This is a genomic window from Novosphingobium sp. Sphag1I, assembly GCF_056279125.1.
On record NZ_JBWBQS010000005.1, the window covers coordinates 131,281 to 157,106 of the forward strand.

General features: G+C 62.7%; 21 protein-coding genes. 10 read left to right on the forward strand and 11 right to left on the reverse strand.

What is annotated here, in order from left to right; all coding sequences use genetic code 11:
• Positions 1-2: 2 nt before the first annotated feature.
• The 11 genes from fabI to ACZ9HU_RS07405 all read right to left on the reverse strand — a co-directional run bounded on the left by fabI (position 3) and on the right by ACZ9HU_RS07405 (position 13,132).
• Positions 3-776 carry an enoyl-ACP reductase FabI gene (gene fabI / locus ACZ9HU_RS07355; RefSeq protein WP_476103957.1) on the reverse strand — a complete coding sequence of 258 codons (774 nt, stop codon included), beginning with the start codon at positions 774-776 and terminating at the stop codon, positions 3-5.
• A complete protein-coding gene (locus ACZ9HU_RS07360) occupies positions 773-1,972 on the reverse strand; it encodes an acetate/propionate family kinase (protein ID WP_476103958.1) in 1,200 nt (399 codons plus the stop codon). The genes fabI and ACZ9HU_RS07360 overlap by 4 nt, the downstream gene beginning before the upstream one ends.
• Positions 1,969-3,390 carry a bifunctional enoyl-CoA hydratase/phosphate acetyltransferase gene (locus ACZ9HU_RS07365; RefSeq protein ID WP_476104192.1) on the reverse strand — a complete coding sequence of 474 codons (1,422 nt, stop codon included), beginning with the start codon at positions 3,388-3,390 and terminating at the stop codon, positions 1,969-1,971. The genes ACZ9HU_RS07360 and ACZ9HU_RS07365 overlap by 4 nt, the downstream gene beginning before the upstream one ends.
• A gap of 2 nt (positions 3,391-3,392) precedes the next feature.
• Positions 3,393-5,147: a PHA/PHB synthase family protein gene (locus ACZ9HU_RS07370; protein WP_476103959.1), complete on the reverse strand. Its 1,755-nt coding sequence runs from the start codon at positions 5,145-5,147 to the stop codon at positions 3,393-3,395.
• Positions 5,144-6,640 carry a TolC family protein gene (locus tag ACZ9HU_RS07375; protein WP_476103961.1) on the reverse strand — a complete coding sequence of 499 codons (1,497 nt, stop codon included), beginning with the start codon at positions 6,638-6,640 and terminating at the stop codon, positions 5,144-5,146. Before ACZ9HU_RS07375 ends, ACZ9HU_RS07370 begins: the two co-directional genes overlap by 4 nt.
• A complete protein-coding gene (locus ACZ9HU_RS07380; protein WP_476103963.1) occupies positions 6,637-7,764 on the reverse strand; it encodes an ABC transporter permease in 1,128 nt (375 codons plus the stop codon). Before ACZ9HU_RS07380 ends, ACZ9HU_RS07375 begins: the two co-directional genes overlap by 4 nt.
• A complete protein-coding gene (gene rbbA, locus ACZ9HU_RS07385; RefSeq protein ID WP_476104193.1) occupies positions 7,761-10,475 on the reverse strand; it encodes a ribosome-associated ATPase/putative transporter RbbA in 2,715 nt (904 codons plus the stop codon). The genes ACZ9HU_RS07380 and rbbA overlap by 4 nt, the downstream gene beginning before the upstream one ends.
• 23 nt (positions 10,476-10,498) lie before the next feature.
• Complete coding sequence (locus ACZ9HU_RS07390; protein WP_476103965.1) at positions 10,499-11,485, reverse strand: HlyD family secretion protein; 987 nt, start codon at positions 11,483-11,485, stop codon at positions 10,499-10,501.
• 371 nt (positions 11,486-11,856) lie between these two features.
• Positions 11,857-12,420, reverse strand: a complete 564-nt coding sequence (locus ACZ9HU_RS07395; protein WP_476103967.1) for an RNA polymerase sigma factor — start codon at positions 12,418-12,420, stop codon at positions 11,857-11,859.
• Positions 12,420-12,872 (reverse strand): periplasmic heavy metal sensor, encoded by a 453-nt coding sequence (locus ACZ9HU_RS07400; RefSeq protein WP_476103970.1) that lies wholly within the window; start codon positions 12,870-12,872, stop codon positions 12,420-12,422. Before ACZ9HU_RS07400 ends, ACZ9HU_RS07395 begins: the two co-directional genes overlap by 1 nt.
• Positions 12,869-13,132 carry a hypothetical protein gene (locus ACZ9HU_RS07405; RefSeq protein ID WP_476103972.1) on the reverse strand — a complete coding sequence of 88 codons (264 nt, stop codon included), beginning with the start codon at positions 13,130-13,132 and terminating at the stop codon, positions 12,869-12,871. The genes ACZ9HU_RS07400 and ACZ9HU_RS07405 overlap by 4 nt, the downstream gene beginning before the upstream one ends.
• An 89-nt stretch (positions 13,133-13,221) precedes the next feature.
• Between ACZ9HU_RS07405 and ACZ9HU_RS07410 the strand changes: the two genes are divergently transcribed.
• The 10 genes from ACZ9HU_RS07410 to ACZ9HU_RS07455 all read left to right on the forward strand — a co-directional run bounded on the left by ACZ9HU_RS07410 (position 13,222) and on the right by ACZ9HU_RS07455 (position 25,551).
• Positions 13,222-13,656 carry a copper resistance CopC family protein gene (locus ACZ9HU_RS07410; RefSeq protein ID WP_476103974.1) on the forward strand — a complete coding sequence of 145 codons (435 nt, stop codon included), beginning with the start codon at positions 13,222-13,224 and terminating at the stop codon, positions 13,654-13,656.
• Between the two features lie 550 nt (positions 13,657-14,206).
• Positions 14,207-16,339, forward strand: coding sequence for a TonB-dependent siderophore receptor (locus tag ACZ9HU_RS07415; RefSeq protein WP_476103975.1), 2,133 nt, complete (start codon positions 14,207-14,209; stop codon positions 16,337-16,339).
• A 94-nt stretch (positions 16,340-16,433) separates the two neighbouring features.
• Complete coding sequence (locus ACZ9HU_RS07420; RefSeq protein WP_476103976.1) at positions 16,434-17,411, forward strand: PepSY-associated TM helix domain-containing protein; 978 nt, start codon at positions 16,434-16,436, stop codon at positions 17,409-17,411.
• Entirely contained in the window at positions 17,408-18,361 is a 954-nt protein-coding gene (locus tag ACZ9HU_RS07425; RefSeq protein ID WP_476103977.1) for a 2-hydroxyacid dehydrogenase, read from the forward strand. Before ACZ9HU_RS07420 ends, ACZ9HU_RS07425 begins: the two co-directional genes overlap by 4 nt.
• A gap of 148 nt (positions 18,362-18,509) precedes the next feature.
• Positions 18,510-19,178, forward strand: a complete 669-nt coding sequence (locus tag ACZ9HU_RS07430; RefSeq protein ID WP_476103979.1) for a haloacid dehalogenase type II — start codon at positions 18,510-18,512, stop codon at positions 19,176-19,178.
• Positions 19,179-19,183: 5 nt separating this feature from the next.
• Positions 19,184-20,464, forward strand: coding sequence for an NAD(P)/FAD-dependent oxidoreductase (locus tag ACZ9HU_RS07435; protein ID WP_476103980.1), 1,281 nt, complete (start codon positions 19,184-19,186; stop codon positions 20,462-20,464).
• Entirely contained in the window at positions 20,464-21,981 is a 1,518-nt protein-coding gene (locus tag ACZ9HU_RS07440) for an ABC transporter substrate-binding protein (protein WP_476104194.1), read from the forward strand. Before ACZ9HU_RS07435 ends, ACZ9HU_RS07440 begins: the two co-directional genes overlap by 1 nt.
• A complete protein-coding gene (locus ACZ9HU_RS07445) occupies positions 21,978-22,964 on the forward strand; it encodes an ABC transporter permease (protein WP_476103982.1) in 987 nt (328 codons plus the stop codon). Before ACZ9HU_RS07440 ends, ACZ9HU_RS07445 begins: the two co-directional genes overlap by 4 nt.
• The gene (locus tag ACZ9HU_RS07450) at positions 22,961-23,782 is read left to right on the forward strand and encodes an ABC transporter permease (RefSeq protein ID WP_476103984.1); all 822 of its coding nucleotides are present in this window, start codon (positions 22,961-22,963) and stop codon (positions 23,780-23,782) included. Before ACZ9HU_RS07445 ends, ACZ9HU_RS07450 begins: the two co-directional genes overlap by 4 nt.
• A complete protein-coding gene (locus tag ACZ9HU_RS07455; RefSeq protein ID WP_476103985.1) occupies positions 23,779-25,551 on the forward strand; it encodes an ABC transporter ATP-binding protein in 1,773 nt (590 codons plus the stop codon). Before ACZ9HU_RS07450 ends, ACZ9HU_RS07455 begins: the two co-directional genes overlap by 4 nt.
• Positions 25,552-25,826: the final 275 nt, after the last annotated feature.

Genomic DNA, 25,826 nt, shown 5'->3' on the forward strand with positions numbered 1-25,826 from the left:
GCTTAGGCCATCAATTGCTGTCCGGCGTCAACAGGAACGATGGTGCCGGTAATATGCCGCGCAGCATCGCTCGCAAAAAAAGCGGCCAGAGCGCCGACATCCTTGATCGAAACCAACGTTCCGGCCGGAGCTACGGCTGCGGCGCGCTCCAGCAATTCGTCGAAACGGTCGATACCGCTGGCCGCGCGCGTGGCGATCGGGCCGGGCGAAATGGCGTGGGCGCGGATGCCTTTCGGGCCGAGTTCGGCTGCAATATAACGGGTCGCGCTCTCCAGCGCGGCCTTGACCGGCCCCATCATGTTGTAATGCGCCACCACCCGGTCCGAGCCGTAGAAGGTCACGCACATCAAACAGCCCCCGTCCTGCATCAGCGGTTCGGCCAAGCGCGCCATGCGCAGAAAGCTGTGGCACGACACGTCCATGGCCAGCGCAAAGCCCTCCGCAGAGCAATCGACAACCCTGCCCTGCAAATCCTCTCTGGGCGCAAAGGCGATGGAATGGAGCAGAAAATCCAGCTTTCCCCAACGCGCTTTGACCTCATCAAACAACGCTTCAAGCTGCCCCGTTTCGCGCACATCACAGGGCGCCAGCCAGTCCATGCCCAGCCGCTTGGCCACCGGCTCGACAAATGGCTTGGCCTTGTCATTCAGATAGGTCGCGGCCAGCGTGGCCCCGCATTGCGCAAAGGCCGCCGCGCATCCCGCCGCGATACTGTGCTCATTGGCGATGCCCACCACCAGGCCGCGCTTGCCCGAAAGATCCACCAATGGTTTCATGCCCTTGCTCCCTGCTGATCGTGCAGCATGTTGAAAGTGTGGAATGCAATCATGCGTTCTTCATCGGTGGGGATGACCCGCACCGCGATGCGGCTGTCGGGCCGGGTGATGACGGGGGCATGCGCCGCATTGGCCGCCTCGTCCAGAATGAGGCCCGCCCATGCCATGCGCGCGCAGATGGCGGCGCGAATGGCGGCATCATTCTCGCCAATTCCGGCGGTAAAGATAATACCGTCCACCCCTTCGAGTGAGCCGATCAGAGCGGCCATATGGCGCGCGACGGTCCAGACGAACAGCTCTATCGCCTCCTTCGCATGCGGGTCCTCGCTGGCGTGGAGCACCCGCATATCGCCCGATACGCCCGACACGCCCAGCAGGCCCGACTGACCATAGAGCAAGGCTTCGACCTGCTGCACGCTCATCCCTTCCTGAAGCATCAGATGCAGCACCGCGCCCGGATCCAGAGCGCCGCTGCGCGTGCCCATCATCAACCCGTCGAGCGCGGTAAACCCCATGGTCGTGTCGATGCTGGCCCCGCCGCGCATCGCGCAAAGGCTGGCCCCATTGCCCAGATGGGCGACGATCACCCGCCCCTTGGCCAATTCGGGATCGATTTCACCCAGACGCCGGGCGATATATTCATAGGACAGGCCATGAAAACCATACCGCCGAACCCCTTTTTCCGCGAACCGGCGCGGCAGCGCCAGTCGCGTCGCCACCGCAGGCATGGCATGATGAAACGCGGTATCGAAACAGGCGACCTGAAGCAGATGGGGCGCCATGCGATCGATCTCGCGAACGGCGGCCAGATTGTGGGGCTGATGCAGCGGCGCGAGCGGCGAGAATACCTCCAGCCTGTCGACAAGGGCCGCATCGATCCTTTGCGGCGCATGGAATACCCCGCCGCCATGCACCACCCTGTGTCCCACCGCGACGATCTCATGCTCGCCCAGATGATCCTGCGCCCAGCCATAGAGTTCGCCCAGCAGATCCTCATGGGTCAGACCCGCCCCGCCCGGCCATGATTTTTCGAGCAGCACCTCGCCGTCATCCTTGCGGACAAGGATACGCGGATCGCTGCCGATCCCTTCCAGCTTGCCGCCCGCGGCATGGCGCGGCCCGTCATGCTCCAGCGTGTAAAGGCCGAACTTGATGCTCGACGAGCCGGAGTTGAGGCTGATGAGAGCGCGGCTCATAAGGTGGGCCGGAACAGGCCGGGTGCCGCCTTCGTCCCGGCATGGGCCAGCAGCACGGCCACCGCGCAAGAGGCAAGGCGGGTGGTCAGACTGTCCGCCCGGCTGGTCAGGATGATCGGCACCCGCGCGCCCAGCACGATGCCCGCCGCATCCGCCCCGCCCAGAAAGGTCAATTGCTTGGCCAGCATATTGCCCGCCTCCAGATTGGGGACCACAAGGATTTCCGCCTTGCCAGCAACGGGCGAGACAATGCCCTTTTCCTTGGCCGCGCCCTCGTTGATGGCATTGTCAAAGGCCAATGGGCCATCGAGCAGCGCACCGGCAAATTCGCCCCGATCCGCCATCTTGCACAGCGCCGCCGCATCAATCGTCGAGGCAATCGCCGGGTTCACCATTTCCACGGCGGAAAGAATGGCCACCTTGGGCTGTTCTATGCCGATCACATGGGCAAGGTCGATCGCGTTGCGGATGATATCGGCTTTCTCGGCCAACGTCGGCGCGATATTGACCGCCGCATCGGTAATCAACAGGGGCCGGGGATGGCCCGGCACATCCATCAGATAGACATGGCTGATCCGCCTTTCCGTGCGCAGCCCTGTTTCGCGCGCGACCACGGCGGCCATCAATTCATCGGTATGGAGTGACCCCTTCATCAGCAGCCCGGCCTCTCCGGTTCGCACCATTTCCACCGCCGCCGCTGCGGCCGCATGGCTGTGGGGCGCATCAACAATGCGGTAGGAGGCAATGTCCACCCCCGCCTCCTGCGCTGTGGCGCGAATGCGGGCCGCCGGGCCGACCAGAATGGGGACGATCAATCCAGCCTCCACCGCCTCGGCCACCGCAACAATCGCCGCCACGCTGCACGGATGGGCAATCGCGGTGGCCACCGGATGGGCGTCCTTGGCCGCCGCCATCAAGCGGCGATAGGCATCATGGTTCGACAGGCTGACATCGGGCAGGCTGGCCCGCGCGCGGCGCACCTTTTGGGTGGGTGCCTTGACACTTGCCACGCCGCTGATGACCTCCTCACCCGCCTGATTGGTGCACAGACAATCTAGCGTGACGATATGGTGCTGCTCGGCCTTGGCGGAAACGGTCAGACGCGCGGTGATCGTATCGCCAACCGCCACAGGCCGCAAAAAGCGCAGGCTTTGTTCCAGATAGATCGTGCCCGGCCCCGGCAATTCGGTGCCCAGCACAGCGGAAATCAGCCCGCCCCCCCACATGCCATGCGCGATGACGTGGTGAAACATGTCGCCCTTGGCGAATTCCGGGTCGAGATGGGCCGGATTGACGTCTCCCGACACCAGCGCGAAAAGCTGAATGTCGCGCTGGGTCAATGTGCGCGACAGGCTGGCGGTATCGCCAATCGCGATCTCGTCAAAGGTGCGGTTCTCGATCATGGCGGGAGTCGTCATCATCACTTCTCCAGAATATAGAGGCCCGGCGCATCGGCGATGGGGGCATAACCCTTGTCCGGCGCGCCCATCGGCGGTGGGGCAACGGCGGCGCCGGACCTTGCATCAAGCCATTGGCCCCATGCCTCCCACCACGAACCGGGATGGTCCGGGGCCTGCGCCTGCCACACATCGGGCGCAAGGGCCGGGGCGCAGGCCGGGCGCACAAGCATTTGGTAATGGCGGTGTTTATGCCCCGGCTCGGAAACGATGCCCGCATTATGGCCACCATTGGTCAATGCGAAACATATTTCCGCATCGGTCAACATATGGATCTTATGCACCGAGCGCCACGGCGCGACATGGTCGGTCTGCGTGCCCACCACGAACATCGGGGCTTTCAACGCGGACAGGCTGATCGGCTGACCGCCCGTTACAAAGCGCCCCTCGGCCAGATCGTTCCGGAGAAACAGTTTGCGCAAATATTCGCTGTGCATCGCAAAGGGCATCCGCGTGCCATCCGCATTCCACACCATCAGGTCGCTGGCTGCGGGCCGTTCGCCCATCAGATATTCGTTCAGGATGCGCGACCACACCAGATCGTTGGAACGCAGCATCTGGAACGCGCCGCCCATCTGGCCGCTGTCGAGATAGCCGCGCTCCCACATCATGCTGTCGAGCAGGTTCAACTGCGCCTCATCGATAAAGAGGCCCAATTCGCCCGGCTCGCTGAACTCGGTCTGCGCGGCCAGCAGGGTCAGGCTGGCCAGCCGCTCGTCGCCATCGCGCGCCATGGCCGCCGCCGCAATGGTCATCAACGTGCCGCCCAGGCAATAGCCCAAAGCATGGATTTTCGGCGCGCCGGTAATCGCGCCAATGGCGTCCAGCGCGGCCATCGGCCCCAGCAGGCGATAATCCTCCATGGTCAGATCGCGATCCGCACCATCCGGATTGTGCCACGAAATCGCGAAAACCGTATAGCCCTGCCCCACCAGCCAGCCGATCAGGGAATTGCGGGGCGAAAGATCGAGAATGTAATATTTCATGATCCATGCCGGAACGATCAACACCGGCTCGGGCCGGACCGTCGCGGTGGTCGGCTCGTACTGGATCAGCTCCATCAGGCGGTTGCGATAGATCACCTTGCCTTTGGCTGCCGCGATGTCGCGCCCGATCTTCAGGGGCTGCTCGCCCGCCTGCGTCTTGCCGCGGGCTAGCGCCTCGACATCGGCCATCAGCAGCCTTGCGCCCTCGACCAGACACATCCCGCCCGTATCGACGATCCGCTTTTGCAGCACAGGGTTCGTAAGGATGAAATTGCTGGGCGCGAACATGTCGAGGATTTGGCGCGTGGTGAAGGATGTCACCGCTTCATGGCGGGCGCTGACGCCGGAAATGCCGGTGGTGGCCGCATGCCACCATTGCTGCGTCATCAGAAAGGATTGCGCGATCAGATTAAAGGGCGCCGCTTTCCATGCCGGATCGTCAAAGCGCCGATCCTGTGGCAGCGGCTCAATCGCGGGGTGTTCGCCATCGGCGCCATGGGCGACATAATCGGCCAGACGCAGACCTTTGCGCCAAGCCTTGGCCAGCAGTTCCAGCCGCCGCCCCGGCGATACCGCCAGATGCAGGGCCCAATCCGACAGCGCCTGTGCCACGGTAAAGGGCGAGAGGCCGCCCGTGACACCGGCAATCGCGGCGAAAGAGGCGCGATCAAGGGTCCGTGCCATCCCTTCGAGCGGATCGGCGGTATCTGAGGCGGTCGGCTGGTCGTTCATGGGTGAACTCCTTCTGGCACGATCGGGCCGGGGGATGATGCGTTTGCGCCCCAACCGCCCGCAATCGCGCGATAAAGCTGAACCGTGGCGGTGCCCTGCGCCAGCTTGGCCTGCTCAACCTTGTCGGCATCGGCCAAGGCATCAAGCCGCGCCTGCAGCACATCGCCCAAAGTCATGCGCCCTGCACGATAAAAGGCCTGCGCCTGATCGACGCGGCGGGCGGACAGGTCACGGGCCTGCTCAAGGCCGCGCAAACGGGCATCCAACCCTGTGCGCATGGCATAGGCAGTCTCTACCTCCTCAAGCGCCAGCAGGATGGTACGGTCCTGCCCCGCCAGCGCCGCCTCCAGTTCGCCATGGCCCGCCGCGATCCGTCCGCGCAGCAGACCGCCGGTGAAGACCGGAACACTGGCCTTTACGCCCACCAACCCGATCGGACCGCCAAAACCGGGCAGGCCGGACAAGGCGATATGGCCATCCTGTCCCATAAAGCTGATCCCGAAACGCGGCATCAGATCCGCCTTCAGACTTTTCAACCGGGCGGCCCGCGCGGCAACGATCATCATTCGGGCGCGCACGTCGGGGCGGCGTTCCAATATGGCCGAGAGAAACTGACCGGCGGGCGGCGGCGGCACGGTCAGATCCGCGCTGACCGCCTGCGCGGGCATCGCTTCGGGCAAATTTCCGGCCAGCACGGCCAGCCGCCTGCGCCGCGCGTCGATCAGCGACAGGAGCGGCGCCCGGTCCGCCTCCAGCGAGGCCAAGGTCGCCTGCGCCTTGGTCACGTCCAGCGCCTTGGCCTGCCCCAACCCTTGCCGGGCGGAGAGATAATCGGCCAATGCCCGCGCCGATGTGATGCTTTGATTAAGGATGGCAACGCGGCGGCGCAGCCCCTGCCATTGCTGATAATTTTCCACCACATCGCCGATCACCGTCAGCGCAACGCCTTGCGCCAGCCATTGCGCGCTGTCGGCAAGGGCCTTGGCCGCTTCGGAATCGGCGTGGCGGCCCCCGAACACGTCCGGCTCCCATTGCGCGCCAAGGCCGACAAGATAGCCACCTCCGGTCGCGCCCTCGGACACAGGCGCGAGAAGCGAGCCCAGAGCACCATCGGCCCCCGTATCGGCCACCGTTCCCCATGCCGCACCATTGGCCGCAATGGATGGATAAAGCGCGGCCTCCGATACGGAGACAAGCGCCCTTGCCGCGCGGACATGGGCCTGCGCCACGCGAATATCGGCATTAGCGGCCAACGCCTTTTCGACCAGCGCGTCCAGTCCGGGATCGCCCCAAAGGGTCCACCAACGATCCGGCGCGCCCGCCGATGGCAGACCGGCATCGGGCGCGGCAAGGCGCGCGGGCGCGGAAACCATCGCCTGCGGCGTGGCCATCCGGGGCGGCGATGCGCAAGCGGCCAGACCAAGCGCCTCCCCCGCCGCCAACAGTGCGCGCAGGGTTCTGTATGGGCCATTATGCATGATATTTGCCTTCATCCCTGACGCTCCAGCATCGAACGGAAGCGTTGCACCGCAAGGGCCACGAACAGCACGCCCCAGCCGCAGATCATGGCCAGTTGGGGCCATACGGTGACCATTTGCGCGCCGCGATAGAGCACCGCCTGTGAAAGGCTGACAAACTGGGTCGTGGGCAGCAGCCTTGCCACGATCTGGACGGCGGGCGGCATGCTCTCTAGCGGGGTGGCGGCCCCGGACAGCAGATAGGCGATGGCATAGACCGGCACGGCAAACAGGCCGAATTGCGGCATGGAGGGCGCCAGCGTCGCCATCCACATGCCCAGCGATGTCACCGAAAAGAGATAGAGCACCATCGCGCCCGCAAAGAGCGCCAGCGAACCCGCCAGCGGCACCGCCAGCAATCCATGCACCACAAACCACAACGACGCGATCGAGGCCAGAAAGATGACCAGTCCATTGGCCAGAATTTTCGAAAAGGCGATTTCACTGGCGCGGACGGGCATGACCAGCAGATGCTCGATCGTCCCATGCTCGCGCTCGCGGATCACCGCCGCGCCGACAAGGATGATCGAGAGCACCGTCACATTGGTCACGATCTGCATCACCGAACTGTACCAGGCCGATTGCGAATTGGGGTTGAAGAAGATCTGACTGGTCACCGACACGGGCAGAGCCGCCAGCAACCCGCGCGCATGGAGGAAATCAAGCGTCTCGGCGGCAAAGATCCGCTGGAAATCGACAGCCCCCAGCCCCGCCTGCGTCATGGCCGTGGCATCGACCAGAATCTGAACCGCGGGGCCGCGTCCGCTCAGAACATCGGCCTGAAATCGCGGCGGGATCTCGATCACGAAAATATAACGGCCTGCGTCCATCGCGGCGGAAACATCCGCGCGCGCGATATCCACCGGCGGCTTGAAATAGGGCGGCTGCACCGCATCGCGCAGGCGGCGCGACAATTCGCTGTGGTCATCATCAACAATGGCCACCGAAGCATTCGATACTTCGGCCTTGAGCCCGGTGGCGACGAGTTGAATGGCAACGGTAAAGGCAAAGATGATCAACGCCATCAACGTGACATCCTTGAGAACGCTGCGCAGTTCCTTGACGCCGAGCAACCAGACATTGATCAGCCAGCGCTTCATACCTCCTGCTTTCCAAGCATCAGCCGCGAGGCCATGATGACGATGAGGGCAAAGAGCGCCAGCGCCAGATAGGCCGTGCCGAAGCTGGCCGGACCAAGCCCCTTGGTGAAGGTGCCCAGACTGATGATCTGAAACCATGAGGAGGGAAAGATGACACCGATCCAATAGCTGCCGTCGAGCAGCGTCGAGACCGGATAGAGCAGGCCCGAAAAATTCACCGAGGGGATAAGGCAGATCAGCGCCGTGGCGAAAATCGCGGCGACTTGTGTGCGAACAAGGGTCGAGATCATCATGCCAAGCCCGGTGGAGGCCAGCACGAACAGCAGCGCCCCCACCGTCAGCGCCAGCAGCGACCCTTTGAGCGGCACGCCCAGAACGGACACGATCAGGGCCACAAGGCTGGCATAGCTGACCATGGCCAGAGCGACATAGGGGGCCTGTTTGCCGATCAGGAACGCCCCGGCCCCGGCGGGCGAGGCATAGAGGTTGATGATCGAGCCGATCTCCTTTTCGCGCACAATGCCAAGCGCGGTCAGCATCGCGGGGATCAGGATCATCGTCAGCATCAGCACGCCCGGCGTGATCGCATAGATGCTGCGAAAATCCTGATTGTAGATGAAGCGCGGCTCTATCGAGGCGGGCAGCGTGACTGCGGTGGCGCCGGCCCCCAACCTGTCGAGCGAATAGGACAGGATGATCGCATCGGCATAGCCCTGAATATTCGCGGCCAGAAAGGGGCTGGCCCCGTCAATGAAAACCCCCAGATCCGGTTTACGCCCCGCAGCCAGATCGCGGCCAAAGCCGGGCGGAATGTCCAGCACCATCTGGACATCCCCTTCGCGCAGGCGGGCATGAGCGTCCTCCTCGCTGCCGATGGGGCGGGTTTCCACGAAATAGCGTGATCCTTCAAAGCGGCGGATCAGGTCGCGGCTGGTCGCGGTCTGATCGTGGTCGAACACCGCCATGCGGATGTTCTGCACGTCAAAGGAAATGCTGAATGCGCAAATGCACAAGAGGATGATCGGCCCCGCCAGCGCAAAGCCCATGCGGATGCGGTCGCGCATCAGCTCGGTCGCCTCACGCCGGGCAAAGGCCCAGGCAAAACCCAGCCAGCCGGCCAGGCCGCCCTGCCTGTTGTCGGCATCATCCGGCGTGCGCTCCACCGGTTCCGGGCGCGCGACCGATGCCCCTTCGGCCGAATTGTTCTCCAGCACCGCGATGAATGCGTCTTCCAACCGATCGGCATGGTATTGGCGCGTCAGTTCGGCCGGTGTTCCCACCGCCAGCACCCGCCCGCGATCCATCAGCGAGATCCGGTCGCACCGCTCGGCCTCGTTCATGAAATGGGTCGAGACGAAAATAGTCACGCGGTCCTCGCGCGAGAGGCGCAGCAAATGGCCCCAGAACATGTCGCGCGCCGCCGGATCGACGCCCGATGTCGGCTCATCGAGGATCAGGATTTCGGGCTTGTGCAGACAGGCCGCCGCCAGTTGCAACCGCTGGCGTATCCCCAGCGGCAGCGCGGCAGGCAAAGCGCGGGCATGATCGAGCAGCGCATATTGCGCCATGACCTCGTCCACCAGCGCCGCCGCCTCGGCCTGCGGCACGCGATAAAGGCGGGCGTGCAGGGTCAGATTCTGCTCAACGGTCAATTCTTCATAAAGCGAGAAAGCCTGCGACATATAGCCGACACGCATCCGCGTCTGCATGTCTCCGGCGGTGATCGGCCGACCGAACAGGGTTGCGGTCCCGCTGCTGGCATCGAGCAGGCCGGTCAGCATCTTCATCGTAGTCGTCTTGCCGCAGCCATTTGAGCCCAGAAAGCCAAAGATCTCGCCCCGGCCGATCCGAAAGCTGACATCATCAACCGCCACGAAATCGCCGAAGCGGCGTACCAGATGCTGCGCTTCTATGGCGGGCCCCTCGCCCCGGTCGTGCCATGGCGCGACATTCATCAGTTCACCCGCAGGCCGCTTCGCCTCGGGCAGCAGGCTGATATAGGCCTGCTCCAGCGAGGCGGCCCCGGTTTGCGCCAGGATGTCGCGCGTTGGCCCCTGCGCGATGATGCGCCCATCATCCATCGCCACCAGATGATCGAAGCGCTCGGCTTCCTCCATATAGGCGGTCGAGACCAGCACGGTCAGTTCGGGCCGCTCCGCCCGCATCGCATCGACCAGTTCCCAGAACTGTCGCCGCGACAGGGGATCAACGCCGGTTGTCGGCTCGTCCAAAATCAACAGGTCCGGGTCATGGACCAGCGCGCAGCACAGACCCAGCTTCTGCTTCATCCCGCCCGAAAGCTTGCCCGCGGGCCGGTCGGGAAAGGGGGCCAGACCCGTTGCCTCAAGCAGCCGTTGCATATGCGCGCGCCGCTCGGCCGCGTCCAGACCGAACAGACGGCCGAAAAAGTCGATATTCTCGGCCACGGACAGCGTGGGGTAGAGATTACGCCCCAGCCCCTGCGGCATATAGGCCACGCGCGAGAGGAAAGCGGAGCGGTCGCCCCGCTGCGCAAGATCGAAGCCAAGGACGCCGACCTTGCCCTGCTGAACACGCTTTACCCCGGAAATCAGGCCCAGCAACGTGGATTTTCCCACCCCATCCGGCCCTACAAAGGCCACCGCCCCGCCACGCGGCAATTGCAGGCTGACGTTGTGGAGCGATTGAACCGGGCCATAGTGATGGGAAACATCATCAAGGACGATGGCCATGGCGCCCGGTTCCTGCGCCCCGGTCACGGTCTGGCCGTTCCCTGCTCTGGCCCCAGTTCCGGCCATTCTTTGCCCGGATCGGTGCGGACAAAGCCATCGGCGGTCATCCCCGCCTTCAGCACGCCCGCATACCGCCGTGCCACCTCGACGGGTATCTGCAGCTTTACCCGATAGGAGAGATTGTCGCGCTCATTGGCAGTTTCGACATATTTGGGCGTGAACTGCGCCTCGGGCGAGACAAAGCCCACGCGGGCGGGCAAGGCGTGGGTGAAGCCCTGCGGCAGGACGCGCGCCTCGTCACCGATCCGGATGCGCGACGCAGCGGCCGAGGGCACGAAGATGGTCAAATAGACATCTTCTGGATTGATGATCGACAACAGTTTGCCGCCCGGTGCCATCATCGCGCCCGGTTCCGCAATGCGATATTCCACCCGGCCCGGCCCCGGCGCGCGGATATGCAGATCGGCACGGATAGCCGAAACCAGCCGGATCTGGGCATCGGCCTGCGCAATTGCGCCGCGTGCTTCGCCTATGGCGCCGCTTGCCGCCTCAAACCCGCCTGTCTCGCCCGCCAGCGCCAGATTGCGCTGCTTCAACTCCACATCGGACACCATGTCGCGTGCGCGAAGGCCCGCGGTTTCCGACCAGTTGAGCCGGGCGAGTTCGGCCTGACTGCGATGCGCGGCCTGCTCGCCCCGCGCGCGGGCAAGGCCGCCCAACGCCCTTTCGCGCGAAGCTCTGGCCGCATCAAGCTGGGCCAGAACATCGCCTTCGTCCTGTTCGGCCAGGATCTGGCCCGCATGAACGAAATCGCCTTCATGAACCGTCACAGAGACCAGCCGCCCCGGATATTTCACCGCAATATCGGTCCGGGTCATTTCAATCCGGCCATTGCTGCGCAAGACCCATTCCGGCAGCGCGGGGCGGCGCACAAAATAATGCCACGCCCCATAGCCACCCGCCGCCAGCGCGAGCAGGGCCAATGCGACAAGAATGCGACGAGACGTCATCGGCCGCCTCTGTGGCCGCAAAGCGTCGACATGCGAGCATCAGCACATTGCATAACCATCGGGCTCCTCAGCCGGAAGGAAAGTGAAGGGCGTGTATGGCCCGTCGGAATGTTCTGATTTTGATTTACGACGCGCCATAGTCGGCGGTCACTATGCCGACTCCGGAACAATCGCCTCTCTCAGGGCGTGAACAACAAAAAATTGAACGCAATGTCAAGTTTTCTATATATCAGATCCGAAAGGCTTGTTGGGAATTGGCGCTGGTCTGCAAAGCTCTTGAGGCCCTCCTTCACGCGGCAAAATGCCCAAGACGCAAGGAACCATAAGCGGCCAGCTGGCGGCGCGATCAAAAGCCATTCGAGGGTAACGACCTAATTGATGGCCAGCATCTCGGACAAGGCTCTGCGCGCACGGTAAAGCCGCGTCTCCACGGCCTTGCCGGTGATGCCCAACAGCGCGGCAACATCGGCCTCGGCCATCCCCTCAACCCCGCGCAGGACCAGAACGTCGCGCTGCGCGGCGGGCAGGCGCGCAATGGCGGCCATCGTGCGGGACAATTCCTGACGATGGGACAACGCATCGTCCGCGGCCACGGACGGATCGGGCAGGTTTGGCGCCTGATCATCGGGCAAGGCAAAGGAAAAGATGGCGCGCAATTTCATCCGTCGCGCCCGGTCGCGACATTTGTTGAGCGCAATACGCGCAATCCAATGGGCAAAGGGCCGCGCCCGATCATATCGCCCCAAGGCGGCAAAGGCGCTGATAAAGCTCTGTTGCGTGATGTCGAGGGCAGCATCGTCATCGCCACAGGACGCACGCGCAATGCGAAAGACGACGTCGCGGTGGCGGCGCAGCAAAGCGCTGTAGGCCGCCTGTCGACCGCCCAGCGCCAGCGCGGCCAGATCGCCATCGCTCAAGGCATCCAGCGCGGACATCAGCGGGGCTGGTCCGCCTCCGTGCTGGTCAACATGCGGGCTATGCCCTGATCAAAGCGCGCGGCCTGATCGGGGCGCAACACGCTGCGCATGGCGAACACATGTTCGAGCGTGGCTTTTTGCAGAGCGCCCATCGCATGGTGCGAGCGATCCACCGCCGCCGCCACCCGCGGGCCATAGCTATGTTCATCGCGCAAGGCCGCCGCCAGTTCAGCGTTGGCGGCGCGTTGCTGCGCGACAAGACCGGCCTTCTGCACCGCGAAACCGGAATTCAACGCATCGATCTGGGCCTGCTGCGCCTTGTCCAACGATAATTCATCATGCAGCAAACGGTGCAGCGCGGTTTCATCCTGCGCGCCATTCACCGGCACCATTCGTCCCGCCAAAGCCCCGCCCAGCGCCCCGACAAAGCCCAGTGCCAAGGCCAGCAGCATCGACCACTTGCGGTTCACAACGCGCGGTCCAGCAAGGTCGAAGGCGCCAAGGCCAGTCCCTGCCCCAAGGGATCAGCGGGCGCGCGCGGCGCAGAACCTCCCCCCATCCACGCCCCCGACACAATCGCCAATGCCGCAATGCACGCCAGCATCGGCATGGAGAGGGCCGGTTGGCGCGCACGTTCGGCGCCTTGCAACACCGCGTCCTCGATCATGTCCAAACGCGGATCGGGCGCCGCCGATCCCAATCGGGCCAACAGATCATCGATTTGGGTCATCGTCTTTGCCTCACTCAAATTCCCGCAGCACCCCATATACGCAGGCGCGCGAAACGCCCCTCGCATTTATTTGCGAGGGGGGCGGCGAAATGCTGCGTATCCGACATGACTATCCCCAAGTGGAGAATTTGCCCATGCGTTTCCTCGCCCCTCTTGTTGCCCCGTTTGCCCTCCTCGCCGCCCTGGCCGTGTCCGGCACGGCGTCGGCCGCACCCATCGTCGATTCCACATCGCCCGCCGAAAAGGCCGATGCCGCCAAGGTGACCCAGATTACCATCCATTTTCAGGACGCCATCAACCCGGCTGCATCGGGCATTCAGATTTGGATGACCGGAATGCCCGGCATGGATCACCACGATCCCATGAAGATGAATGGCGTTAAGGTCTCTGTATCGCCTGATGCGAAATCGCTGATCGCAACGCTGGGCCGCCCCTTGCCGGAAGGCACCTATGCCGCGCGATGGTTCGCCACCGACAAAAATGCGCAAAAGGCCGAGGGCAGCTTGACCTTCAACGCCCGCTGAGGCCCATCATCCCTTTTCCTCAACGTGACACTTGTCATGATGCGCCATATTTTCCGGCGCTGTTGCGTTGAGGAAGGGGAGTTTTTTCCACCACAGCATCCCATCAGGCAGCAACGAGGTTTGCATAAGACTTGACCCGCATAGCGAAATTGAAATAGGATGATATAACATGACAAAGCAACATCCACCTTCCCGCTGCGCCTTTCCCACTGCATGGACAATATACTTTTGTTCCGGGCATGGTGCTTTGCACTCTGTCGCCAATCTGACAATTTCAAAGACCGGGCCGGGCCAAACCTAAACCCCTTAAATTTTCGGGATCGAGGCGCTACGGAACTTACGCAGAGTTCGTGCCGCGCGCTGCTTCTTTTCGATATGATCAACCGTCAAGTCACCCCGCTTCGATCAAAGATTCCTCACAAAGCACATAGCCTCATAACTGTCACAAAAGAGACTGGCCGCCGCGAAACAGGGTGAAATTCATCGCGGCAGGATCGGTCCGATACCCAAGCAGGTTGCGGAACAAGCATTCATCAGGGGGAATTTCAGAATGATCGATCAATCCGCTTTCAAACCCGTGCTGCTGGCAACAGCTGCACTTTTGGCCACGCCGGTTTTTGCGGCCGATAATACCGACTCTATTGTGGTTACCGGCCAGCGTCAGGCCTATCGCGGCGACGTGCCGGTCAAGGAATTGCCGCAAACGATCCAGTTGATCGACGCCAAGATGATGGACGTGGTCAATATGACCAAGATGGATTCCATCACCGAAATCGCCAGCGGCGTCGTGCGTCAGAACAACTTTGGCGGCCTGTGGGACAGCTTTGCCATTCGCGGTTTTTCCGGGGACGAGAATTTCCCGTCGGGCGTTTTGGTCAATGGATTTAACGGTGGGCGCGGTTATGGCGGCGCGCGCGATGCGTCCAACGTCGAAACGATCGAAGTGCTTAAAGGCCCCAATGGCGCAGTGTTTGGCCGTGGCGAACCGGGCGGCACGATCAACATCATCACCAAGAAAGCCAAGCTGGGCAGCAGCTTTGGCAAGATCGGCGCGCAGGCCGGTTCCTTTGACACCTATCGCGGCGAAGGCGACGTGAACCTTGCGCTCAGCGACAAGCTGGCCATCCGCGCAACCGGCGCCGTGGAAGACGCAGGCTCATTCCGCAACACGGTGAAATCCAGCAAGGAAGTCTTCAACCCCTCGATCCTGTGGCAGCCGGCCGACAAGACGACGCTGACCTATGAGATTGAATATGTCGGCCTTCGCACGCCTTTTGATCGCGGCATCGTCGCAATCAACGGCAAGCTGGGCGCGGTTTCGCGCAACACTTTCCTTGGCGAACCCGGTGACGGCCCGACCCGCGTCAAGGTGTTTGGCCATCAGGCACAGTTGCAGCAGAAGCTGGGCGGTGACTGGGTGATCATCGCGGGCTTTGGCCTGCGCGAAACCAGCATGATCGGCTATTCCGAAGACGCCGAACTGGCCACCGGCCGCCAGCCTATCTTCAGCACCGGCACGATGCTGGCCCGTCAGCGCCGCTATCGCGATTTCCGCACCCGCAACATCACGGGCCGCGCGGAAATTTCCGGCCGCATCACCACGGGCTCCATCCTGCACCACGTCCTGCTGGGCGCGGATGTGGATGAATTCGACATCAACACCTGGCAAACCCGCTATCGCCCGGTCGCCTATACGCCGGGCACCCCGGTCACGGCGGCCAGCAATGCGGTCAACGTCTTCGCCCCGGTCTATGGCCAGATGTTCACGCCTACGGCCGTCGTGCTCAACTCGCTGGAAAAGCAAAAGAGCTGGGGCATTTATGTTCAGGATCAGATGGATATTGGCGAAAAGGTCAAGATCCGTTTCGGCGGCCGCTTTGACCATTTCAACCAGTTGATCGGCGCCCGCGTGGGCAATTACAACCCCACCGTCAACACGGTCAAGGAACGCTTCAGCCCGACGGTCGGCCTGCTTTACGACGTCAACACGCGCATGGGCCTGTATGCCGCATGGGGCAACGGTTTCCGCCCAAACAGCGGTCAGGACTTCTTTGGCCAGCCCTTTGCCCCGGAAACCAGCAAGTCGTATGAAGTGGGCGCACGTTATACCAGCAAGGTCATTTCCGCCTCGCTGGCCGTGTTCACCATGACCAAGGCCAACGTGCTGACACAAGACCCCGACACCGCGCATCAGGGCTTCTCCATCGCGGGCGGCAGCGCGCGCAGCACAGGCGTCGAGGCCGGTGTAGACGCTCATCTGCCCGGTCAGATCGACGTGCATGGCACCTATGCCTATACCGACGCGCATTGGACCAGCACGTCCAAGGACTTCAACTTCGGCCTTGCCATTACGCCCGGTTCCAAGCTGATCAACATTCCGGCTCATACGGCCAACCTGTTGGTCACCAAGGGCTTTGATGTCGGTTCCGAAGGCAAGGTGACCATTGGCGCGGGCGTCAATTATGTCTCATCGCGTCTGGGCGAAACGGCAACGACCTTTACCCTGCCGGGCTATACGCTGACCCGCGCCTTGATGACCTATGAGCCGAACAAGCGCATTCGTCTGGGCGTCGATGTCACAAATCTGTTTGATGTGACGTGGTACGCATCCTCTTACTCGACGCTGTGGGTCGCACCGGGCGCGCCGCGCACGGTCACCGGACGCATCAGCTACGCATTCTGAGTTACACCCTGACTGGCCACCGCTTGCTTTTGATATAGCAGGCGGTGGCTTTTTTGCGTCAGTCGTGCACAAAGCCATGGACAAGGGCCACATAATGAACCGCAAAAGCCTGCTGATCTGGCATCGCCGCATTGCGCTGACGCTGGCGCCGCTTCTCCTGCTTCAGGCGCTGACGGGCCTGTTGTTGCTGCTGCCCTCGCCCAAATGGAGCATGTCGCCCGGACCTGCGCTGCCGCCCTCCGCCCTGCTGCACAGCGCGCAAAGCGCAGCGCCCGGCTATCAAACATTCCGTCTCGATTATCCCGCCAATGACGCGGTGGTGGCGCGCATGGCCAATGCGCAAGGCCACCGCCTGTTCGTCCATATCGACCCCGCCACGGCCCGCGTTCTGGCCGTGGGCAGCCTTTGGCAAGACCCATGGCGCGTGGCGCAGGAATGGCACAATAGCCTGTTTTCCGGGCGCATCGGATCAACCATAGTCGCGCTTGAAGCAACCGGCCTGCTGGCTCTGGCCATCAGCGGCCTGATTTTCTGGTGGCCCGGCAGGTCGCGCATCAAGCAAGGCCTGTCCATCCCGGCCCGCGCGCCCAAGCGGCTGAAATTGCGCCTGTGGCATCGCTCCACCGGGGTCATTGCCTCGGCGCTGCTGGGCATGATGGCGGTGACGGGTATGTTGCTGGTATGGCCTTTGATGGTGCCGCCTTTGGCTGGCCCAGCGCGCGTGGATCAGGCGTTGCCTGTTGACGCCGCCTATGCCCGCGCCACTTTGCCGGATCAGCCCTTGCGCGATATCCGCATAGCCTCGACAGGGCACGCCACATTCCATTTCGCGGCCAAAAGCCGGAACCATTGGGACCTCGACACCGTCACACTAGGCCCGGATGGCGCACGCCGGATTTCGCGCGCCGCCGATGCGCCTGCGTTATGGATGACGCTCTTGCCCTTGCACACCGGCGATGCGCTGGGCACGATTGGCCAACTGGTCATCGCGTGCCTTGCCGCCGCCCTCCTCTTTCTTACCATCAGCGGCGTAATCGCATGGAACCGCGCCCGAAAAGGAAAAAGCAAATGAGCCTTGAACCCCAAGGTCCCCGCGCCTCTATCGTCCATTGCGGAGATCCCAAGCGCGGCGCGGCATGGTCGGAAATTTTTGCCCGCGACATGCCGCATGTGCCTTTTCACTGCTGGCCCGACATCGGTGATCCACAGGACGTGCGCTATCTGATCGCCTGGACGCTCAGCGAGGAAGTCATTGCCGCGCTGCCCAATCTTGAGGTGCTGTTTTCGATTGGCGCGGGTGTTGATCAACTCGACCTGTCGATCCTGCCGCCGCATGTCCGGGTGATCCGTATGATCGAACCGGGCATTACAACCACCATGGCCGAATATGTCACCATGGCCGTTCTGGCGCTGCATCGCGATTTGCCGGCATTGGTGGCCGGACAAAGGGCGGGAACCTTCCCCTATATGCCGGTCCGCATGGCCCGCGAACGCAGCGTCGGCATCATGGGCCTTGGCGAATTGGGGCAGGCCGCGCTGCGCATGCTGGCGCCCATCGGTTTTCGCCTGTCGGGGTGGAGCCGCAGCAAGCGCGAGATCGAGGGCGTTGAATGTTTTCACGGCGCCGATGGGATGGATGCCTTTCTGGGCGCGGTCGATATACTCGTCTGCCTTCTGCCTCTGACGGAGGATACGCGCGGCATTCTGTGCCGTAAAACCTTTGCCAAATTGCCCAAGGGTGCCGCGCTCATCAATGTTGCGCGGGGCGGGCATCTGGTACAGGATGACCTCATCGAAGCGCTGGACAATGGCCAGATCGGGCAAGCTATTCTGGACGTTTCCACCCCAGAACCCCTGCCCGAAAACCACGCTTTGCGCGGGCATCCCGCGGTTTTCCTGACCCCGCATATCGCGGGCGTTACCCGCATCGATACGGCGGTCTATGCTCTGATGGACGCCCTTGCCGGGGTGATGGCCGGAAAGCCCGTCGCGGGCGACATCGACCGCAGCCGGGGATATTAAGCCCGCAGCATAGTGTGCCGAATGTTCGCCGTAAAAAACCGCATGCGCGCCCTTGGGCTTGTCGCAATCGGCTTCTTCTTCCGGCCGGGTGGTGGCCTATTATCGGGGTGTACGGTGCCGGTCACGCACCGCTTTGCAGGATGCAACCATGACGATTTTCACTCCCAAGTTCATCAGCTTTGATTGCTACGGCACGCTCATCAAATTCCACATGGGCGAAATGGCCAGTGATTTTTACGCCGGTGTGATCGGCGCGGCCAACATGGACGCTTTCAACCGCGACTTTTCCGCCTATCGCTTTGACGAAGCGATGGGTCCGTGGAAACCCTATCGTGAAGTCATCGGCAACGCCCTTGCCCGCACCGCCAAAAAGTGGGGCGTTGCCTATGACACGGCCTATGGCGATGCGATTTATGACATGGTGCCCAATTGGGGGCCGCATGCCGACGTTCCGGGCGGCCTGTCGAAAATCGGCACCAAGATCCCGCTGGTCATCCTATCCAACGCGATGAACAGCCAGATCCACGACAATGTGGCCAAGCTGGGCGCGCCTTTCTATGCCGTCTATACCGCCGAAAGCGCACAGGCGTATAAGCCCCGTATGCAGGCGTTTGAATATATGTTCGACCAGCTCGGCTGGGGCCCGGAGGTCGGCATGCATGTCTCCTCCTCCTTCCGCTATGACCAGAACACCGCGACCGACCTTGGCTTTGGCACGCGCGTTTTCGTGGGCCGTGGCCATGAACCCAGCAACGCCAATTATCGCGACGTGGAAATCCCCCACATCGGCTGTCTGCCCGCTCTGGTGGGTCTCTGATCCTGATGCGCCCCGCCCTTTCCCTTTGGCAGGCAACGGCACCCGGTTTTGCCTCTGGCATGACCGGGCCGGTCGAAGGCCGCTATGATGTCGCCATCGTCGGTGGCGGGTTTACCGGCCTGTCGGCGGCGCTCTCGCTGGCCAAGGGCGGGGCAAGGGTTGCATTGCTGGAAGCTGGGCCGGTGATCGGCGCGGCATCGGGCCGCAATGGCGGGCAATGCAACGCGGGCACGGCGCATGACTTTGGCGCTTTGGCCGCCGCCCATGGCGTGGACAAGGCACGCCGTTGGTATCTGGCCCATTGCGACGCGGTGGACACGGTCGAACGGCTGGCGCGTGAAGAAGGTATCGGATGCGACTTCCGCCGCGCGGGCCGGGCCAAGCTGGCCGCCAAACCGGAACATTTCACCAAGATTGAGGCCGCCTACAGGCTGCTCTCGTCCGAGGTGGACCCCAATGTGTCGCTGGTGGATGCGGCCGGTCTTTCTAGCGAAATCCGCGCCGATGGTTTCTATGGCGCACTGATCCAGCATACCAGCGCGCAATTGCATGTCGGGCGTTTCGGCATCGGCCTTGCCCATGCCGCGGTCCGCGCGGGCGCGCATATCTGGGAACAGGCCGCCGTCACCGGTATCCAACGCGATGGCGCGCAGCATCGGATCGAAACGCCACGCGGAACGCTCACCGCGGCGCAGGTTCTGATCGCCACCGGCGGCGCCAGTCCGCAGGCGCCCTTTGGCTGGTTCCGCCGCCGTATCGTCACCGTGGGCAGCTTTGCCATCGCCACCGCGCCATTGTCGGATGCGATGGTCGATCACCTGTTTCCGGGCCGCCGCAATTATGTGACCAGCCGGATCATCGGCAATTACTTCCGCCTGACCGCCGACAATCGTCTGGTCTTTGGCGGGCGCGCGCGCTTTGCCCTGTCCAATCCGGCCTCTGATCTCAAAGGCGCGGATATTCTGGAAAAGGCCATGCTACGCCTGTTCCCCGATCTGGCCGGCACGGAAATTCAGCATCGCTGGGGCGGCGCCATCGACCTGACGCAGGACCGCCTGCCGCGTGCGGGCGAACATGACGGGCTTTATTACGCCATGGGCTATTCCGGCCACGGGGTTCAGATGGCCACCCATATGGGCGGGCAAATGGCCAAGGTGATCGGCGGCGACATGTCGGCCAATCCCTTCGCCGATTTGCCCTGGCCCGCCATTCCCGGCCATTTGGGCAAGCCGTGGTTCCTGCCCTTTGTGGGCGCCTATTATCGCGTGCTGGATTATTTCCAATGATGAATTTTTCACGCCGAACCATGATGGCGGGCGGGTTAAGCGCCGGATTGATGGGCATGCCCGCCTTGGGCGCCGGCGTTCCAAAGCGCGGCGGCTCGATCCGTGTGGCCACGCAATCGGTGTCGACCGCCGACACGCTGGACCCGGCCAAAGGCGCGCTTTCGACCGACTATGTGCGCCATTACATGCTCTATTCCGGGCTGACCCGGATCGGGCCGGACATGATCGCGCGCCCGGCTCTGGCCGAACGGATTGAAAGTGCCGACCGGACAACGTGGCATATTACGCTGCGCCGGGGCGTCCATTTCCATCACGGCGGCGAATTGACCAGCGCCGATGTCGTCTTTTCCCTGCTGCGCCACAAAGACCCCAAGCTGGGCAGCAAAATGGCCGGCATCGCGCAGCAATTTGTCGAGGTGCGGGCCGATGGCCGCCATGGCGTCATTATCCGCCTGTCCGGCCCCAATGCCGATTTGCCCGCCGTTCTGGCCCAGTCGCATTTCCTGATCGTCCGGCACGGCGCGGATCGCCCCGATGGCAATGGCACGGGCGCCTTTCGGCTGGATGATTTCAAACCCGGCATCCGCACCGTCGTTGTGCGCAACCCCGATTACTGGGTCCATGGCCGCCCCTATCTCGACCGGATCGAATTGATCGCCATTCCCGATGAAGTCAGCCGCGTGAACGCGTTGCTGGCCGGTGACGTGCAATTGATCAATGCGGTCGCCCCGCTTTCCACCAAACGGGTTGAGGCATCGCCCGGCCATGCCTTGGCCGCGACACCATCGGCGCTCTATTCCAACCTGATCGCCCGCATGGACCGCCTGCCCAGCGGCAATCCGCATTTCGTCGCGGCGCTCAAATATCTGTGTGATCGGCCGCTGATCAAACGCGCATTGTTTCGCGGCTATGCCACGATCGGCAATGACCATCCGATCCCGCCATTCCACCCCTATTACAACCCGTCGATCCCGCAAACCGCGCTCGATCTGGACCGCGCGCGCTGGCATGTTCAACGGGGCGGGCTGACCAATGTCCGTCTGCCCATCTTTTGCGGCCCGGCGGTCGAAGGTTCGGTGGACATGGCCTCCGTGCTTCAGGAATATGGCGCAAGGGTCGGGCTTGATCTGGCGATAACGCGCGTGCCTTCCGATGGCTATTGGTCGACGCACTGGATGCGTCACCCGTTGACCTTTGGCAGCACCAACCCGCGCCCGACGGCGGACCTGACCTTCTCGCTCTTCTATAAATCCGACGCGGCCTGGAATGAAACGGGTTGGAAGAACCCCCGCTTTGACCAATTGCTGATTGCCGCGCGCGGCGAAACCAACGAGGCCAATCGCAAGGCGATGTATGGCGAAATGCAAAAGATCGTGCATGACCAATGCGGCTCGATCATCCCTGTGTTCATCAGCCTTCTTGATGGGCATGACCGCCGGTTGCGCGGTCTGGACCCGATACCGTTGGGCGGCATGATGGGTTATCAGTTTGCCGAATTTGCATGGTGGGCGGCATGAGCGCGCCTGCAACCCAGAACGGCGCGTCGGGGGCCGGGCTGTGGCCTATGGTGATCCGGCGCATCGGATCGTCCATCCTGACTTTGTTGATGGTTTCGGTGGTGATCTTTACGATTGCGGGCCTGCTGCCGGGCGACGCGGCACAGGAAGCGTTGGGGCAATCGGCTACACCCGAACAGGTGGCGGCGCTGCGCCATGAAATGGGCCTCGATCGCCCCGCGCCCCTTCGCTACGTCACATGGCTGTCCAGTCTGGCGCAAGGCGATGCGGGGCAATCGATGGTCGCGGGCATGCCCGTGGATCAGATCATTGCCGAACGCCTGCCCAATACGCTGATGCTGGCGGGGATGACGGCGGCATTGGCGGTTCCGCTGGCGCTGTTGATGGGCATTGTGGCGGCCATTCGTCGCGGCACATGGATCGACCAGGCCATCAATCTGGCCTCGCTTTCGATGGTGGCTTTGCCCGAATTTCTGGTGGCGACGGTGGGCGTGCTGATCTTTTCGGTCGAGCTTACGTGGCTGCCTTCGATCGCCATGGTTTCGGCCGATGCAACGTGGAGCGATACGTTGCGTTCCTGCGCCTTGCCAATCCTGTCCTTGACCGTGGTGGTGGTGGCGCAGATGGCGCGCATGACCCGCGCGGCCATCGCCGATCAGCTTGACCGGCCCTATGTCGAAATGGCGCGGTTAAAGGGCGCCTCGCTCTCGCGCGTGGTGCTGGGCCATGTGCTGCCCAATTGTCTGGGGCCGATTGTGAACGCGATGGCGCTGTCTCTCTCGTATTTGATGGGCGGGGCGATCATTGTGGAAACGATCTTCAACTTCCCCGGCCTTGCCAGCCTGATGGTCAATGCCGTGACCAGCCGCGACATGCCCTTGTTGCAGGCCTGCGCCATGATCTTTTGCTCTGCCTATCTTTTGCTGATGCTGGTGGCCGACATGGTCGCGCTGCTGGCCAACCCAAGGCTGCGTGCGCAATGAAACGCTTGATTTCTTCTTGGGCCAAGGCGCCTTTGCCAAGCCGCGTGGCGGCAGGCTTCGTCGGTTTCTGGCTGGCGCTGGCGGTGGCCGGGCCTTGGCTGGCGCCGCATCCGGTGGGCGCGTTTGTCGATTATGATGTGTTTTCGGGCCTCTCCTCAAAATTCTGGCTGGGCAGCGATTATCTGGGCCGCGATGTCTTTTCGCGATTGCTTTATGCGGCGCGCTATACGGTGTTTCTGGGGCTGGGCGCGGCATTGCTGGCGGCTTGCTGCGGCACATGTCTTGCGCTTTGGGCGACGCTGGCCGGAGGGCGGGTGGATGAAGTGATCTCGCGCCTGATGGATACGCTGATTTCGATACCGTCAAAGATCCTTGCGCTGGTGCTGGTCGCGGCTTGCGGGTCGTCTCTGCCCTTGCTGCTGCTGATCTGTGCGCTGACCTATGTGCCGGGCAATTTCCGCATTGCCCGCGCGCTGGCGATGAACCTTGCCTCGCTGGATTTCGTGGCGGCGGCGCGGGCGCGGGGCGAAGGCCGCATCGCCATCGCCATCCATGAAGTGTTGCCCAACATGGTCCACCCTTTGCTCGCCGATCTGGGACTGCGCTTTGTCTTTGTGGTGCTGTTGCTCTCGGGCCTGTCCTTTCTGGGCCTTGGGGTACAGCCGCCCTATGCCGACCTTGGTTCGCTGGTGCGTGAGAACATCTCTGGCCTGACCGAAGGCGCCCCGGCAATCCTTGCCCCGGCGCTGACCATTGCGGTGCTGACCGTGGGGACCAACCTTTTGATCGATGCCCTCAAGCCCGGGGACAAGAAATGAGCGCGCCCCATATCGAGGTTACCGGCCTGACCGTGTCGGTTGGCGATGTGCCGATTGTTTCGGACATTTCCTTTGCCGCGCAAAGAGGCGAAGTGCTGGCGCTGATCGGGGAATCCGGGTCGGGCAAGAGCACGACCGCGCTGGCCCTGATGGGATGGTGTCGGCATGGCGGGCGCATCGCGGGCGGCGAAATCCGCGTCGGCGGTATGGTCATCGAGGGCAAGAGCGAAGAAGAGCTTTCCGCCATCCGTGGCCGCCACATCGCCTACATCGCGCAAAGCGCCGCAGCAGCCTTTAACCCGTCGCGCCGCATTATGGCACAGGTGATCGAACCGGCCCTGATCCACCGCATTATGACGCGCGAGGAGGCCGAGGCCAAGGCCGTGGATCTGTTCCGCGCGCTGGCCCTGCCCTCACCCGAAACCATCGGTTCGCGCTATCCCCATCAGGTGTCGGGCGGGCAGTTGCAGCGTCTGATGGCGGCCATGGCCTTGATCACCGATCCTGAATTGGTGATCCTTGATGAACCCACCACGGCGCTGGACGTGACGACGCAGGTTGAAGTGCTGAAATGCTTCAAATCAGCCTTGGCACAATGCAACCATGGCCGGGGCGCGACAGCCATTTACGTCAGCCATGACCTTGCCGTCGTTGCGCAAATGGCGGATCGCATTGCCGTATTGCTCAAAGGCCGATTGGTTGAAGAAGGCCCAGCCGAGCAAATCCTGACCGCCCCGCGTGAAACCTATACGCAAACGCTGCTCAACGCCCCTCGCCCTTTGCCAGCGGCGCCAGTTTCGCGGGATGGCACGCCGGTTCTGGCGGTGAAGGGTTTGACGGCAGGCTATGGCCGCGTGGTCGATGGCATGCCGCAAATACCCATCCTGCGCGATGTCGGTTTCGAGCTGCCCGCTGGTGGAGCATTGGGCATTATTGGCGAAAGCGGTTCGGGCAAATCGACACTGGCGCGGGTGATCGCGGGCCTGCTGCCCGCGGCACAGGGCGAGGTTCTGCTCAATGGCGCGGCCCTTCCGGCCAAGCTGGAGGACCGCAGCCTTGACCAATTCCGCACGGTGCAATTGGTGTTCCAGAACGCCGACACTGCGCTCAACCCCGCGCATAGTGTGCGCCGCATCCTGTCGCGCCCCTTGCAGCATTACCACGGCCTGACAGGCAGCGCGGCGGATCGCCGTGTGGCCGAATTGCTCGACCTGACGCGCCTGCCGCAGGAAATGATCGACCGGCCTGTAACCAAACTGTCGGGCGGTCAGAAGCAACGCGTGAACCTTGCCCGCGCCCTTGCCGCCGATCCCAAAGTGCTGCTGTGCGACGAGGTGACCAGCGCCCTCGATACGGTGGTTGGGGCCGCAATCCTGTCGCTGATCGAGGATCTGCGCCGCGACCTGGGGTTGGCCACGGTGTTTATCAGCCATGATATCCATGCCGTCTCGTCGCTGTGCGAACAGGTGCTGGTGCTCTATGGCGGCACGCCGGTTGAATTGGCGACGCGCGAGGCCTTTAACGGGGCGCGCCATCATCCCTATACCAATCTGCTCAAATCCAGCCTGCCCACGATGGACCCGCGCTGGCTTGACACCACGCACGCGCCCATCCTGCGCGGCGATCGGATTGCGGGACTTTGCCCGTTTCAACCTCGGTGTGCCGAAGCTATCGCCGGGCTTTGCGACAATGTGCCCGCCCCTGTGCGCGAGGGAGAGGGAATGCGCTGGCTATGCCATCATTCCCCAAACATGGCGCAACCGGTGTGATCTGCTTGCTGAATTCCTGATCGGGAAAGGGCGTTTTGGCGATCCATATTGTTCGCTCCTTTTGATGGCTGAGCCTTCGGAATATAATTCCGAAGGCTCACTTTTGCGCCACCGAAACGGAATGTTTGCAGACCGCCAAAGGCGATTATTTTAGACCATCGCGGCATCTCATGCTGCATGGAATTCACACCAACCGTCGCGGGATTGGGCGCTGATACCAAACGCCCTTCCACTCCACAGCAGAATCTACCGGGTGATGCGAAGCGCACTACGCC

Bases quoted from the DNA above. Each gene is read 5' to 3' on its own strand.
- fabI (WP_476103957.1), bottom strand. From the start codon at position 776: ATGAAACCATTGGTGGATCTTTCGGGCAAGCGCGGCCTGGTGGTGGGC.
- ACZ9HU_RS07360 (WP_476103958.1), bottom strand. From the start codon at position 1,972: ATGAGCCGCGCTCTCATCAGCCTCAACTCCGGCTCGTCGAGCATCAAG.
- ACZ9HU_RS07365 (WP_476104192.1), bottom strand. From the start codon at position 3,390: ATGACGACTCCCGCCATGATCGAGAACCGCACCTTTGACGAGATCGCG.
- ACZ9HU_RS07370 (WP_476103959.1), bottom strand. From the start codon at position 5,147: ATGAACGACCAGCCGACCGCCTCAGATACCGCCGATCCGCTCGAAGGG.
- ACZ9HU_RS07375 (WP_476103961.1), bottom strand. From the start codon at position 6,640: ATGAAGGCAAATATCATGCATAATGGCCCATACAGAACCCTGCGCGCA.
- ACZ9HU_RS07380 (WP_476103963.1), bottom strand. From the start codon at position 7,764: ATGAAGCGCTGGCTGATCAATGTCTGGTTGCTCGGCGTCAAGGAACTG.
- rbbA (WP_476104193.1), bottom strand. From the start codon at position 10,475: ATGGCCATCGTCCTTGATGATGTTTCCCATCACTATGGCCCGGTTCAA.
- ACZ9HU_RS07390 (WP_476103965.1), bottom strand. From the start codon at position 11,485: ATGACGTCTCGTCGCATTCTTGTCGCATTGGCCCTGCTCGCGCTGGCG.
- ACZ9HU_RS07395 (WP_476103967.1), bottom strand. From the start codon at position 12,420: ATGTCCGCGCTGGATGCCTTGAGCGATGGCGATCTGGCCGCGCTGGCG.
- ACZ9HU_RS07405 (WP_476103972.1), bottom strand. From the start codon at position 13,132: ATGACCCAAATCGATGATCTGTTGGCCCGATTGGGATCGGCGGCGCCC.
- ACZ9HU_RS07410 (WP_476103974.1), top strand. From the start codon at position 13,222: ATGCTGCGTATCCGACATGACTATCCCCAAGTGGAGAATTTGCCCATG.
- ACZ9HU_RS07415 (WP_476103975.1), top strand. From the start codon at position 14,207: ATGATCGATCAATCCGCTTTCAAACCCGTGCTGCTGGCAACAGCTGCA.
- ACZ9HU_RS07420 (WP_476103976.1), top strand. From the start codon at position 16,434: ATGAACCGCAAAAGCCTGCTGATCTGGCATCGCCGCATTGCGCTGACG.
- ACZ9HU_RS07425 (WP_476103977.1), top strand. From the start codon at position 17,408: ATGAGCCTTGAACCCCAAGGTCCCCGCGCCTCTATCGTCCATTGCGGA.
- ACZ9HU_RS07430 (WP_476103979.1), top strand. From the start codon at position 18,510: ATGACGATTTTCACTCCCAAGTTCATCAGCTTTGATTGCTACGGCACG.
- ACZ9HU_RS07435 (WP_476103980.1), top strand. From the start codon at position 19,184: ATGCGCCCCGCCCTTTCCCTTTGGCAGGCAACGGCACCCGGTTTTGCC.
- ACZ9HU_RS07440 (WP_476104194.1), top strand. From the start codon at position 20,464: ATGAATTTTTCACGCCGAACCATGATGGCGGGCGGGTTAAGCGCCGGA.
- ACZ9HU_RS07445 (WP_476103982.1), top strand. From the start codon at position 21,978: ATGAGCGCGCCTGCAACCCAGAACGGCGCGTCGGGGGCCGGGCTGTGG.
- ACZ9HU_RS07450 (WP_476103984.1), top strand. From the start codon at position 22,961: ATGAAACGCTTGATTTCTTCTTGGGCCAAGGCGCCTTTGCCAAGCCGC.
- ACZ9HU_RS07455 (WP_476103985.1), top strand. From the start codon at position 23,779: ATGAGCGCGCCCCATATCGAGGTTACCGGCCTGACCGTGTCGGTTGGC.